Here is a 12455-nt window from a genome sequence, read left to right as displayed (position 1 = left end):
CGTTGATCGCACATCAAGGAGCCCCGCTTGGCCTTTTCCGGACGCCCCGCTTTCAAGACTGAAGCTCTCTGCCCGGGCATGACGGTGGGGCTTTATGGCGGCACGTTTGATCCGCCCCACGCCGGCCATGTTCATGTGGCCCGCAGCGCCATGAAACGGCTGGGGCTGAACCGTGTCTGGTGGCTGGCGAGCCCCGGTAATCCGTTCAAGGAGAATGCGCCCGCGCCGCTGGCCGAGCGCCTCGCTCTGATCGAAGCCGCCGCGCCCGAACCCCGCATGGTGGCCAGCGGGCTTGAGGCGCATCTGGCGTCCAGCCGCACGGTGGATGTGATCGCCTGGTTGCAGGCGCGCCATCCCGGCGTCTGCTTTGTCTGGATCATGGGCGCCGACGGGCTGGCCGAATTGCACCGCTGGCGCCGCTGGACCGAGATCGCCCGGCGCGTGCCGATCTGCGTGGTGTCGCGTCCGGGATCCGGGCTCGCAGCCCGCCTTTCGCCGGCGGCGCGGCGCATGGCGCGTCATCGCCTTTTGCCCAGCCGCGCGCGCGCCCTAACTGTCACGGTCCCAGGGTGGACTTATCTCACCGAGCCGTTACACCCTCACGCATCGCGTGAGATGCGCGGATCGCGTTAGGTCCGCCCCCCTTCGCCCCCTTTTCCGCCCCAGAAGCGAGCCCGATCTTTCATGAGTGAGACAGCCAGGACCGGCGCCGACGCGCTGGCCTTTTACGAAGACCTGCATCCGTCCGCCGGCGATTTCAAAACCGACGTGCTTGCCGGGCTGTCAAAGCCGCAAAAGGCGCTACAGCCGAAATACTTCTACGACAAGGCCGGCTCCGAGATCTTCGACCTCATCACAGAGGCGCCCGAATACTATGTCATGCGCACCGAGCTCGCCCTTCTGGACGAAATCGGGCCGCAATTGCGCGAACGCGCCGGACGCGGCGCGGTGGTGCTCGAGCCCGGCGCCGGATCAAGCCTTAAGATCCGCAAGCTGCTCGACGTGCTGGATGCGCCGGCCGCCTATGTGGGCATGGATATTTCCGGTGAGCATGTGCGCGAGGCCTGCGAGGCGATCGCCGCCGACCACCCCGGCCTGCCTGTGGGGGCGGTATGCCACGATTTCACTCGCGATCTTGATCTGAGCGCGCTGCCGCTTCCGGAAGGACGCCGGATCGCCTTCTTTCCCGGCTCCACCATCGGAAATTTTGAACTGATCGACGCGCTGGCGCTGCTGAAAACCCTGCGCGGCTGGCTGCGGCCGGGCGACGTGCTGCTTATCGGGGTCGATCTGAGAAAAGACAAGGAGACGCTGGAGGCGGCCTATGACGACGCCGGCGGCGCCACCGCGGACTTCAATTATAATCTGGTCAGCCGGATCAATCTGGAGCTGGACGGCGATCTCGACGTGTCAGGGCTGAAGTATCGGGCTCACTGGAACCCGTATCGCTCGCGCGTGGAAATGTATCTTCAGGCCATGCGCGACATGGCGTTCACGATCGCCGGGCGCGAATTCGTGATACGCGAGCACGAAACGATCCACACTGAAAACTCACATAAATTCACTGTGAGCACCTTCCAGGACCTGGCGGTTGCGGCCGGTTTCTCGCCCACCCATGTGTGGGTCAGCGACGCTGCGCCATTCTCCATTCACTGGCTCGAATATGGTGACAAAGCGTGATATGAGGACTTCTGGTTCAACAAGGGAGCTTGGACGCTGTCCATAGAACTCAATCGCCGCGACACTGACGCCGGCCCGGCCCTCGACGCCGAGCCTGAAAGCCTGATCGCGGCCGATGCGCTGGAAGAGCTTGTGCTCTCCACGCTCGACGATGACAAAGCCGAAGACGTCGTCGCCATCGACCTTCAGGGCAAATCCTCGATTTGTGACGTGATGGTCGTCGCCACCGGTCGGTCCAACCGGCATGTGGGCGCCATCGCCGACCACCTTGTGCGCAAGCTCAAGGAAGCTGGTCACGGCCGCGCGCGGGTCGAGGGTCTGCGGACATGCGACTGGGTGCTGATCGATGCGGGCGACGTGATCGTCCATGTCTTCCGCCCGGAAGTGCGCCAATTCTATGATCTGGAGAAGATGTGGTCGGTCGCTCCTGGCGGCGCGGCCTGATCTGACGCTTCGTGCGCTGTGAAATCCGCGCCGTGGGCCGGTTGAAGGCTGCTCCGGAGCGCGTCCTGGTCGATGACTGGCTTGCGCGGGCGACTGTTCTGGGTCGCTCCCACGGGCTCGGCCCGTTCACCGAGCGCGAAACCGATCCCCGAAGCCTCAAAGACAAGACCGCAGAGACGCGCGCCCTCATTGATGGGCTGTCGCCCGGCGCGCTGGTCGTGGCCATGGACGAAACCGGCAAGGGCTTCAGCTCCACCGCCTTCGCCGAGCTTCTGGCCAGCTCCCGCGACGACGGCGTGCGCGAGGCGGCGTTTCTGATCGGCGGCGCCGACGGCCATGCCCGCGAGCTCCTGCCCGGCGGCGTGCGGCTTTTAAGCTTTGGAAAGGCGACCTGGCCTCACATGCTGGCGCGGGCCATGCTCAGCGAACAGCTTTATCGTGCGGTCACGCTGATCGCCGGAACGCCTTACCACCGCGAGGGATGATGCTCGCCCTGCTCGCAGCCGCCCTTTTGAGCGCCCAAGAGCCGCCGCAGGCCGAGCGCCTCGACGATCTGGAAACCCAGGCTGAAGACCTGCGTGAGCAGGCGCGCGCCCGCTCGCTGGCGGCCGAGGCCGCCGAGGCTGAGATCGCAGAACTGCAGCGCCGCCTGGTGGAGGCCGGCGAACGGGTGCGGGCGCGCGAGGCCGAAGCCGACGCGGCGGCTGCGCGCATGGCCGGGCTGGAGGCCGAGGAGGCCGCCCTGGTGGGGCGCCTGACCCAAGACCGCGCCGGGCTGGCGCGCGTGCTGGCCGCCCTTCAACGCATCGAAATGGCCGACCCGCCCGCCCTCGCCGTGACGCCCGACGATGCGGCCGAAGCGGCGCGGGCGGCCGGATTGCTGGCGCAGATCGCGCCGCAGCTGCAGGCGCGGGCGGACGCGGTCAATCGCCGCCTGGCCGAGCTTGCCGGGCTGCGCGATGAGCTGGAGGTCCGGGGCGTCCAGCTCATCACCGCGCGCGACGCCCTTGCAACGACCCGCCGCGAAGTGACCCGCCTGATCGAGGAGCGGCGTGCGGCGCAGGCCACGCTGCGCGCCGAAGCCGACGATCTGTCCCGCCGGGCGGCGCGCATCGCGGCTGAAGCTGGCGACCTTCGTGAGCTTGTGACCGAAATCCGGCGCATGGCCGCCGTGTCGCCGCGCCCGGCGCCGCGCCCTGAGCAACCAGATCTGACGCCGGACCTGACACCGGAGGGCGCCGGCTCAATCCCGACGCCGCGGCCGCGCCCGGTTCCCTATGAGCCCGGGGTTCTGGTGGACGCCCAGCCACTGACCGAGCCGGCGCAGACCTTGCGTTTTGCGGATATGCGCGGCCGGCTGCGCCCGCCGGCGCGCGGCGATCTGGCGGTGAGCGCCGGCGATCGCGGACCTGACGGGCTGCGGCGCGACGGGATCTGGTTTGAGACCAGCCCCGGGGCCCAGGTCAGCGCGCCGTTTGACGGCGAAGTGGTCTATGCCGGCCCGTTTCAGGACTTTGAAGGCGTCTTGATGATCAACACGCCGGACGGATACACTCTGGTTCTTGGCGGGCTGGGCCTTCTTTTCGCCTCCGAAGGCCAGTCTCTTCTTATCGGTGAACCGGTGGGAGTCATGCCGGACCGTGCAAATCCGGCTCCGATGCTCTATCTGGAGATACGACGCAGTTCGCAAGACGCCGCCGACCCCGAGGACTGGCTCCGGCCCGAATTTCGCAGAGGCTGAGACGCAACGCCAAGGGCGTGACCAAGGATGAACCGCATGCGCTTACATATCCTCGCCTCCGCAGTGATTTTCGGCCTCGGCGCGGCGACCCTCGCCGTGTCGGCCAAGGGCGATGACGGCTCGCGCGAGCAGACCTTCCGTCAGCTCGACCTGTTCGCCGACGTTCTGACACGGATCGAATCCGATTATGTAACCGATCCCGACAAGGCCGAGCTCATCGAGAGCGCCATTGACGGCATGCTCCAGGCGCTCGACCCCCATTCAAGCTATCTCAGCCCGGACGATTTTCAGGACATGCAGGTGTCCACCCGCGGCGAATATGGCGGCGTCGGCATCGAGGTGACCATTCGCGATGAGATGATCACCATCATCTCCCCCATCGCAGACACGCCGGGCGAGCGCGCCGGACTGGAATCCGGCGACCGCATCATCGCGGTGGACGGCGAGAGCATGCTGGGCGCGGACATGAATGACGCGGTGGACCGCATGCGCGGCCCGGCCGGTGAACCGGTGATCCTCACCATCGCTCGCGAGGGCGTCGATCCGTTCGACGTCACCGTGGTGCGCGACATCATCGAGGTGCGTGCCGCCACCTGGCGCATGGAGGAAAACGGAACGCCTTATTTGCGCATCACCACCTTCAACGAGCACACGACCGAGAACGTGGTGGCCGGCATTCGCGACCTCACTGAGGCCCATGGCGGCCCGTTGCCAGGCCTCGTTCTGGATTTGCGCTCCAATCCGGGCGGTCTTCTGGACCAGTCGGTGAGCGTCTCCAGCCTCTTTCTCGACGGCGGTGAAGTGGTCTCCACGCGCGGCCGCGATCCGCGCGACACCCAGCGCTATAACGCCGATCCCGGCGACATGCTGAACGGTGCCCCCATCGTGGTGCTGATCAATCAGGGCTCGGCCAGCGCATCGGAAATCGTCACCGGCGCCCTGAAGGACCGGGAGCGCGCCACCGTTCTGGGTCTCACCAGCTTCGGCAAGGGCTCCATGCAAACCGTGATCCCCCTGCGCGGCGGCCGTGACGGCGCGCTGCGCCTGACCACGGCGCGCTATTACACGCCGGCGGGCGTGTCGATCCAGGCCACCGGCATTCTGCCTGACATCGCCGTTTCAGGCCGGCGCATCGACCCGGATGCGCCCTCGCGCTTCACCGAGGCGGATCTTCGCAACGCACTAGGCAATGAGACCGGCGAGGAGCGCGCCGAGATCGACTCCGAAGCGGTGGAGCAGCCCCCCGAGGACTGGCCCGAGGATGAGGACTACCAGCTCTCGCGCGCCATGGAGGTGCTGCAAGCCATGATGACCCGCGATCAAGCGGCTCTGGAGCGTTAAAAACCGATCGCGCGCCGGACCTCAAGGGTTCAGCGCGCCATCGTTAACGCTTCTTTACGTCTGGCGGCGTTAAGCCTTTGATGTCGAATCGCGCGTCCTGTGCGCGCGTCCGAATCGAGGCGATTTTCCATGGCCGGACCGTCCCGCGATCCTTCGCCCTTGCGCGGCCCGCTGCTGGCGGGCCTTGGCGCCGCCATTCTGCTCGTCGGCGCGGCGGGCGCGCTGGCGTGGCTGGCCGGCGGCGAGCCCGGCCCCACCGGCGCCACCGCCGACATCTCCAGACCCGAACCGGTTGTCCTGGCTGACGCAGGCCCCGCCGATCCGTTCACCGAGAGCCACGCCGAAGGCGTGAGCCTTCCCGGCGTCACCGATACGGAAACCGCGCTTGAAGCCGCGCCGGTGGCGGTCGCGCCCCGCCCCCGCGGGCCCATGGCCCCCCTGGCCGGCCTTTACGAGCCCGGCCCCGGCGGTCCGCTTCCCGTCATCGCCGCCGACGGCCGGCGTCCCGACACGGCATACGCCAAGCCGTTCGAAGGGGTGGCCGACGCACCCACCATCGCGGTTGTCGTCGGCGGGCTCGGCCTGTCCGAGAGCCTCACCCGGCGCGCCATCGACACCCTGCCGTCCGAGGTGACGCTGAGTTTTGCAGCCTATAGCGACAATCTGCAGGACTGGATCGACGCGGCGCGCGCCGACGGCCACGAAGTGCTCATCGAGCTGCCCATGGAGCCGTTCGACTATCCAAACAACGACCCCGGCCCCCACACCCTGCTTGCCGAAGCCAGCGCCGCGGAGAACCGCCGCCGCCTGCTGACGCTTCTCTCGCGCGGTGCGGGCTATGCCGGTGTCGCCAATTATCTCGGCGCCCGGCTCGGCGCCGCCCAGGAGCCGCTCACGGCCGTTTTCGCAGATCTTGAAGGGCGCGGGCTATCCATCTTCCATGACGGGTCAGGGCGCCGCCCGGTGCTGGAAGGCGCGGCGACCGCCGCCGGCGCGAAGCTGGCGCTCGCCGACCGGGTGGTGGATGGTGATCCAGGCCCCGCCGCCATCGACGCGCGCCTTCTCGAGCTTGAGGCGCTGGCGCTGCAGAACGGCACCTCGCTGGGGTCCGGGTTCGCCTATCCGGCCACCGTGGACACCGTGGCCGCCTGGGCTGAGGATCTCGCCTCGCGCGGCTATCAGCTGGCGCCCGCCAGTTATGTCATGACCCTGCGCCAGGCCGAAGCCGGGCCGGAGACATGAGCGGCGGTAAAAGCGACGGCGCTACGGGCGCACCCGCCGACGCCTTTCCCGAACACCGCCCTAATGTGGGCGTGGTCCTGTTCAACAGCGCCGGGCTGGTCTGGGTCGGACGACGATACGCCACCACCGGCCCCCATAACTGGCAGTTTCCTCAAGGCGGCGTCGACCCGGGCGAGGACGTCGAGACAGCGGCCCTGCGCGAGCTTTACGAAGAGACCGGGATCACCAGAGATCTGGTGGAGAAGCTCGGCGAAATCCCCGGCTGGGTCGCCTACGATTTTCCGCGCGAGGTCCTCGGCCAGCGCAAGAAGAACCGCTGGAAGGGCCAGAAACAGCGCTGGTTCGCCTATCGCTTCATCGGCGCCGACAGCTGTTTCGACCTGAAAGCCGTCCCGCCGCAGGAATTCGACGCCTTCAAATGGGTCCCGCTTGAAGATACGCCCGAGCTTATCATTCCCTGGAAGCGGCCGGTCTATGAGACCGTGGCGAAGGGGTTCGCAGCGTTCGCGGGTTAGCGCAGCGGTCGCCGACTGACGGCGACCGCCAATTCAGCCCCTTTCTGATATCCGCCGTCCGCAATCAAAAAGCCCCGCTCCATGGAGCGGGGCTTTTTCGGTCTTCAGACCTCGCGCAAGGATTAATTGCGGATCGCGGTCATCAGGGCTTCGAGCTTGTGGACACGGTTTTCGGCGTCGCGCTCTTCGGCTTCATCGCGCGCCTGGCCCAGATCCTCGCGCGCTTCGGTTAGCTGGCGCTCCACCTCCGCGGGATCGATCTCAGTCAGATCGATGGCTTCTTCGGCCAGGATGGTGAGGCCGTCCGGCGTCACCTCGGCGAAACCGCCATGGATGAAGGTGCGCGTCACCTGCGCGCCGTCATGGATGGCGATAGCACCGGAGCGGATCGTGGACATGAAGGGCGCATGGCCGGCGAGCACGCCGAAATCGCCTTCGCTGCCCGGTACCACGACCATATCCACCTCACCGGCGAACACGCGCGCTTCGGGCGCGACCAGATCAAAGTGCAGCTTGTCAGCCATCGGGCTTCATCTCCCTGGACACCGAGGTGACGATAAAGGGTGAGGGAGAGCCCCTCACCCGATCGTCTCAGTACGGACAGACATCATGGATGCAGTCCGAAAGTTTCAGACCCGGCTCAGCGCCGGGTCTTGTCGCTACGCCGCGACGGCCGCGAGTTGCTCGGCTTTCTTCACGGCGTCCTCGATCGTTCCGACCATGTAGAAGGCCGGCTCGGGCAGGTGATCGTATTCACCGTCGCAAATGGCCTTGAAGCCCTTCACGGTGTCCTCGATCGGCACCTGGATGCCCGGCGAGCCGGTGAACACTTCGGCCACATCGAAGGGCTGGGACAGGAAGCGCTCGATCTTGCGGGCGCGGGCCACCACCAGCTTGTCCTCTTCAGACAGCTCGTCCATGCCAAGGATCGCGATGATGTCCTGCAGCGCCTTGTAACGCTGAAGAATCTCCTGCACGCGCCGGGCGGTCTGGTAGTGCTCTTCACCCACGATGCGCGGCTCAAGGATGCGCGAGGTGGAGTCAAGCGGGTCCACGGCCGGATAGATGCCCTTTTCCGCGATAGAACGGTTGAGAACCGTCGTCGCGTCCAGGTGGGCGAAGGTGGTGGCCGGGGCCGGGTCGGTCAGGTCGTCGGCGGGCACGTACACGGCCTGCACCGAGGTGATCGAACCCTTGTTGGTCGAGGTGATACGCTCCTGCAGCGCGCCCATGTCGGTGGACAGGGTCGGCTGATAGCCCACCGCGGACGGGATGCGGCCCAAAAGCGCGGACACTTCGGCGCCGGCCTGGGTGAAGCGGAAGATATTGTCGACGAAGAACAGGACGTCCTTGCCCTCTTCATCTCGGAAATACTCGGCCTGAGCAAGGCCGGCGAGCGCGACGCGGGCGCGGGCGCCCGGCGGCTCGTTCATTTGGCCGAACACCAGGGCGCAGCGCGAGCCTTCGGCCGAGCCGTCATGGGCCTTGGGGTCCTGGTTCACGCCGGACTCGATCATCTCGTAATAGAGATCGTTGCCCTCGCGTGTGCGCTCGCCGACGCCGGCGAACACCGAGTAGCCGCCGAAAAGCTTGGCGATATTGTTGATCAGCTCCTGGATGAGCACGGTCTTGCCCACGCCCGCGCCGCCGAACAGGCCGATCTTGCCACCCTTGGCGTAGGGGCAGAGAAGGTCGACGACCTTGATGCCGGTGGGCAGGATTTCCGCTTCGGTGGACTGCTCTTCAAAGGTCGGCGCCGAGCGGTGGATCGGGGCCATCTTGACGCCCTTGACCTCGCCGGCGTCGTCGATCGGCTGACCGGTGACGTTCAGGATGCGGCCCAGCGTCGCCGGGCCCACCGGAACCATGATCGGTGATCCGGTGTCAGTGACGTCCTGGCCGCGGCGCAGGCCCTCGGTGGCGTCCATCGCGATGGTCCGCACGGCGTTCTGGCCCAGGTGCTGTGCGACTTCCAGAACCAGCTTGCGGTCGCCGTTATAGGTCTCCAGCGCGTTCAGGATTTCGGGCAGCCCGCCTTCGAAGTCCACGTCCACGACCGCGCCGGTGACCTGCGTGATACGGCCCTTGAGATTGCTCATCGTGTCAGCCTCTCGTCTTTCTCGTTCGGCGGCGCGTCGGCCTGCCGGAAGTATAATGGTTCGCCCTAGACCGCCGCTTCGGCGCCGGAGATGATCTCGATCAGCTCATTGGTGATCTTGGCCTGGCGGCTGCGGTTGTATTGAAGGTTCAGCTTGTCGATCAGGTCGCCGGCGTTGCGCGTCGCGGAGTCCATGGCGGCCATCTTGGCCCCCATTTCGCCCGCCGCGTTTTCCAGCAGCGCCGACAGAATGACCGTGTTCACATAACGCGGCAGAAGCTCTGAGAGGATTGTCTCCTCGTCGGGCTCGTACTCGTAGATAGCGCCCTTCAGGTCGGGGCGCTCGATGCTTTCATCAATGGCGTCACGCGCCGGGATCAGGGTCTGGGCGCGCGGCTTCTGGCTGATCACCGAAACAAACTCGGAGCTGATCACTTCACAGACATCAAACGCGCCCTGTTCAAACAGAACACGCACCTTCTCACCGATGGAGCCGGCGACGCCGCCGTCGAGCTTCTTAACGTCTTTCAGCTCAACGCGGTCGACGATCTTGTCGGCGTGCAGACGCTTGAGCTGCTCATAACCCTTCTTGCCGACGGTGATGATCTTCACTTCTTTGCCGTCGGAAACCAGCGACGAGATCCGTTCGCGGGCCAGGCGCGCGATATTGGTGTTGAAGCCGCCGCACAGGCCGCGATCGGCCGTGCAGACCAGCAGCAGATGCACCTTGTCCTCGCCCGTGCCGACCAGAAGGCGCGGGGCTTCCGGTCCGTCCATGGCGTTGGACAGATTGGCCATCACCGCCGCCATGCGCTCGGCATAGGGTCGCGCAGCCTCTGCAGCCTCCTGCGCCTTACGCAGCTTGGCCGCGGCGACCATTTGCATCGCCTTCGTGATCTTCTGGGTCGATTTGACCGAGTTGATCCGGTTTTTCAGGTCCTTGAGAGACGCCATGGCGTGTCCTGACCAGCCTTTCCCATCCGGCGCCGGCGCGACCCCTGAAAAGGACCGCGCCGCACCTTGTTCGAGCCGTTTACGCGAAGTTCGCGGTGAAGGCGTCCAGCGTCTTCTTAAGCTCAGCTTCAGTGTCGTCGCTGAGCTTCTTTTCGGTGCGGATCGCATCGAGCATGGAGGACTTCTCGGCGTGAATGTGACGCAGAAGCTCGGCCTCATACTGGCCGACGCGTGAGACCGCCAGCTTGTCGAGATAGCCGCGCGTGCCCGCATACATGACCACGACCTGCTCTTCCATGGACTGCGGCGAGAATTGCGGCTGCTTGAGGAGCTCTGTGAGGCGTTCGCCGCGCGAGAGCAGCTGCTGGGTCGCCGCGTCCAGGTCGGAGCCGAACTGGGCGAAGGCCGCCATTTCGCGATACTGGGCCAGATCGCCCTTGATCTTGCCGGCTGCGGTCTTGGTGGCTTTGGTCTGAGCCGCCGAGCCCACGCGCGACACCGAAAGACCCACGTTCACCGCAGGACGAATGCCCTGGTAGAACAGATCGGTCTCCAGGAAGATCTGGCCGTCGGTGATCGAGATCACGTTGGTGGGGATGTAGGCCGACACGTCGTTGGCCTGGGTCTCGATGATCGGCAGCGCCGTCAGGGAGCCCGAGCCGTGGGCCTCGTTGAGCTTCGCGGCGCGCTCCAGCAGGCGGGAGTGAAGATAGAACACGTCGCCGGGATAGGCTTCACGGCCCGGCGGGCGGCGAAGCAGGAGCGACATCTGGCGATAGGCCACGGCCTGCTTGGACAGATCATCATAGATGATGAGCGCATGCATGCCGTTATCGCGGAAATACTCGCCCATGGCGCAGCCGGTGAAGGGCGCCAGGAACTGCATGGGGGCGGGGTCGGACGCGGTGGCGGCGACGACGATGGAGTAATCCATCGCGCCGTTTTCCTCGAGCGTCTTGACCAGCTGCGCCACGGTGGAGCGCTTTTGTCCGACCACTACGTAGACGCAGTAAAGCTTGGCGCTCTCGTCATCGCCCTGATTGACCGCTTTCTGGTTCAGGATCGTGTCGATGGCGATGGCGGTCTTGCCGGTCTGGCGGTCGCCGATGATCAGCTCACGCTGGCCGCGGCCCACGGGGATCATGGAGTCGATCGCCTTGATGCCGGTGGCCATGGGCTCGTGCACCGATTTACGCGGCAGAATGCCCGGCGCCTTCACGTCGACAATGCGGCGCTCGGCCACGTCCTTGAGGGGACCCTTGCCGTCGATCGGCTCGCCCAGCGCGTTGACGACGCGGCCCAGAAGGACCTTGCCGACAGGCGCATCGACGATGGAGCCCAGACGCTTGACGGTGTCGCCTTCCTTGATGCCCCGGTCTTCACCGAAGATCACGCAGCCGACATTGTCGCGCTCGAGGTTCAGGGCCATGCCCTTGATCCCGCCCGGGAACTCGACGAGTTCGCCGGCCTGGACTTCGTCGAGGCCGTAGACGCGAGCGATGCCGTCGCCCACGGACAGCACCTGACCGACGTCTGAGACGTCGGCTTCAGCGCCGAAATTCTTGATCTGCTCTTTGAGGATCGCGGAAATTTCCGCCGCCCGGATGTCCATGGCCTACGCCTCTTTCATCGTTTTGCGCAGTCCCTCAAGCTTGGACTTGAGAGAGGAGTCAAACATGCGCGAACCGACCTTGATGATCAGCCCGCCGATTATGTCTTCGCGCACCTCGGTGTGCACGTCTACGTCGCGCCCGAGCGCGGTCTTCAGCGCGGCGGTCAGCTCTTTGAGCTGAGCCGGGGTAAGGACGTCTGCGGTGACGACCTCAGCCGTCGTCGTGCCGCGTTTCTTGGCCGCAAGCGCCTTGAAAGCGCGCAGCAATTTGGAAATCTCTCCGGACCGGCCATTCTTCGCGACCACGCCCAGGAATCGGGCGGTCAGCGCGTTCAGCTGCAGCTTCTCAGCCAGGGCGCCCAAAACCTTGGCTTTATCGGCGAACTGGTGAACGGGGCTGATCAGCGCGCGGCGCAGCTCTTCGGATTCGCTCAGCGCTGAGCTGAGCGCATCAACGTCGTTTTCCACCGAAGCCAGCACATCGGCGTCTTCGGCCAGCTCGAACAGCGCGCGCGCGTACCGCTCGCCCATTTCACCTGTGATCGCGTCAGTTTGCGTGGTCACCTGGAACGCCGCTTTCTTCTCGTGACTTTGCGCCTTGTGAACCCGCCGGAACGGCGAACTCAAGCGCTTGTAGGAACTTGGCTTTTTGATCAGCACACGGCGTTCTCAACCGCGCGCGTCTCACAACCCGGCGCCGGACTAGCACAGGGGGGCGGGGGCGGCAACACCGTTCGGGCGCGGCGGATGCAAGGGGTCAGGTGTCCGGGCCGAGCTGGCGGAGCGTCACCGGGTCCTGGGCCGGATGAAGCACACTCAGTATGACGA

13 protein-coding genes are annotated in these 12455 nt (G+C 65.7%); 8 read left to right on the top strand and 5 right to left on the bottom strand.

What is annotated here, in order from left to right; genetic code table 11:
• Positions 1-78: 78 nt before the first annotated feature.
• The 8 genes from ACWCOP_RS00785 (at position 79) to ACWCOP_RS00750 (ending at position 6963) form a co-directional block, all read left to right on the top strand.
• A complete protein-coding gene (locus tag ACWCOP_RS00785; RefSeq protein WP_478250709.1) occupies positions 79-633 on the top strand; it encodes a nicotinate-nucleotide adenylyltransferase in 555 nt (184 codons plus the stop codon).
• Positions 634-684: 51 nt separating this feature from the next.
• Positions 685-1680 carry an L-histidine N(alpha)-methyltransferase gene (gene egtD / locus ACWCOP_RS00780; RefSeq protein WP_478249314.1) on the top strand — a complete coding sequence of 332 codons (996 nt, stop codon included), beginning with the start codon at positions 685-687 and terminating at the stop codon, positions 1678-1680.
• 102 nt (positions 1681-1782) lie between these two features.
• Positions 1783-2124, top strand: coding sequence for a ribosome silencing factor (gene rsfS, locus ACWCOP_RS00775; protein ID WP_478250708.1), 342 nt, complete (start codon positions 1783-1785; stop codon positions 2122-2124).
• An 11-nt stretch (positions 2125-2135) separates the two neighbouring features.
• Positions 2136-2609 carry a 23S rRNA (pseudouridine(1915)-N(3))-methyltransferase RlmH gene (locus ACWCOP_RS00770; RefSeq protein WP_478249313.1) on the top strand — a complete coding sequence of 158 codons (474 nt, stop codon included), beginning with the start codon at positions 2136-2138 and terminating at the stop codon, positions 2607-2609.
• Positions 2606-3865 (top strand): murein hydrolase activator EnvC family protein, encoded by a 1260-nt coding sequence (locus ACWCOP_RS00765; protein WP_478249312.1) that lies wholly within the window; start codon positions 2606-2608, stop codon positions 3863-3865. The genes ACWCOP_RS00770 and ACWCOP_RS00765 overlap by 4 nt, the downstream gene beginning before the upstream one ends.
• A gap of 36 nt (positions 3866-3901) precedes the next feature.
• Positions 3902-5206 carry a S41 family peptidase gene (locus tag ACWCOP_RS00760; RefSeq protein ID WP_478249311.1) on the top strand — a complete coding sequence of 435 codons (1305 nt, stop codon included), beginning with the start codon at positions 3902-3904 and terminating at the stop codon, positions 5204-5206.
• A 129-nt stretch (positions 5207-5335) separates the two neighbouring features.
• Positions 5336-6448, top strand: coding sequence for a divergent polysaccharide deacetylase family protein (locus tag ACWCOP_RS00755; protein WP_478249310.1), 1113 nt, complete (start codon positions 5336-5338; stop codon positions 6446-6448).
• A complete protein-coding gene (locus ACWCOP_RS00750; protein ID WP_478249309.1) occupies positions 6445-6963 on the top strand; it encodes an RNA pyrophosphohydrolase in 519 nt (172 codons plus the stop codon). Before ACWCOP_RS00755 ends, ACWCOP_RS00750 begins: the two co-directional genes overlap by 4 nt.
• Positions 6964-7085: 122 nt before the next feature.
• Here the strand turns inward: ACWCOP_RS00750 and ACWCOP_RS00745 are convergent, their stop codons facing one another.
• The 5 genes from ACWCOP_RS00745 to ACWCOP_RS00725 all read right to left on the bottom strand — a co-directional run bounded on the left by ACWCOP_RS00745 (position 7086) and on the right by ACWCOP_RS00725 (position 12191).
• Positions 7086-7487: a F0F1 ATP synthase subunit epsilon gene (locus ACWCOP_RS00745; RefSeq protein ID WP_478249308.1), complete on the bottom strand. Its 402-nt coding sequence runs from the start codon at positions 7485-7487 to the stop codon at positions 7086-7088.
• Between the two features lie 135 nt (positions 7488-7622).
• Positions 7623-9062: a F0F1 ATP synthase subunit beta gene (gene atpD, locus ACWCOP_RS00740; RefSeq protein ID WP_478249307.1), complete on the bottom strand. Its 1440-nt coding sequence runs from the start codon at positions 9060-9062 to the stop codon at positions 7623-7625.
• A 65-nt stretch (positions 9063-9127) separates the two neighbouring features.
• Complete coding sequence (locus tag ACWCOP_RS00735) at positions 9128-10015, bottom strand: F0F1 ATP synthase subunit gamma (protein ID WP_478249306.1); 888 nt, start codon at positions 10013-10015, stop codon at positions 9128-9130.
• A gap of 79 nt (positions 10016-10094) precedes the next feature.
• A complete protein-coding gene (gene atpA, locus ACWCOP_RS00730; protein ID WP_478249305.1) occupies positions 10095-11627 on the bottom strand; it encodes a F0F1 ATP synthase subunit alpha in 1533 nt (510 codons plus the stop codon).
• A 3-nt stretch (positions 11628-11630) separates the two neighbouring features.
• Entirely contained in the window at positions 11631-12191 is a 561-nt protein-coding gene (locus ACWCOP_RS00725) for a F0F1 ATP synthase subunit delta (RefSeq protein ID WP_478249304.1), read from the bottom strand.
• Positions 12192-12455: the final 264 nt, after the last annotated feature.

The sequence above is a fragment of the Apolloniradiicaulis salifontis genome, assembly GCF_053756655.1.
Note: the sequence above shows the minus strand (reverse complement) of the source record. Positions and strands in the feature narration are given on the sequence as shown.

Bases quoted from the DNA above. Each gene is read 5' to 3' on its own strand.
- ACWCOP_RS00745 (WP_478249308.1), bottom strand. From the start codon at position 7,487: ATGGCTGACAAGCTGCACTTTGATCTGGTCGCGCCCGAAGCGCGCGTG.
- egtD (WP_478249314.1), top strand. From the start codon at position 685: ATGAGTGAGACAGCCAGGACCGGCGCCGACGCGCTGGCCTTTTACGAA.
- ACWCOP_RS00765 (WP_478249312.1), top strand. From the start codon at position 2,606: ATGATGCTCGCCCTGCTCGCAGCCGCCCTTTTGAGCGCCCAAGAGCCG.
- atpD (WP_478249307.1), bottom strand. From the start codon at position 9,062: ATGAGCAATCTCAAGGGCCGTATCACGCAGGTCACCGGCGCGGTCGTG.
- ACWCOP_RS00735 (WP_478249306.1), bottom strand. From the start codon at position 10,015: ATGGCGTCTCTCAAGGACCTGAAAAACCGGATCAACTCGGTCAAATCG.
- ACWCOP_RS00785 (WP_478250709.1), top strand. From the start codon at position 79: ATGACGGTGGGGCTTTATGGCGGCACGTTTGATCCGCCCCACGCCGGC.
- ACWCOP_RS00760 (WP_478249311.1), top strand. From the start codon at position 3,902: ATGCGCTTACATATCCTCGCCTCCGCAGTGATTTTCGGCCTCGGCGCG.
- ACWCOP_RS00750 (WP_478249309.1), top strand. From the start codon at position 6,445: ATGAGCGGCGGTAAAAGCGACGGCGCTACGGGCGCACCCGCCGACGCC.
- atpA (WP_478249305.1), bottom strand. From the start codon at position 11,627: ATGGACATCCGGGCGGCGGAAATTTCCGCGATCCTCAAAGAGCAGATC.
- ACWCOP_RS00755 (WP_478249310.1), top strand. From the start codon at position 5,336: ATGGCCGGACCGTCCCGCGATCCTTCGCCCTTGCGCGGCCCGCTGCTG.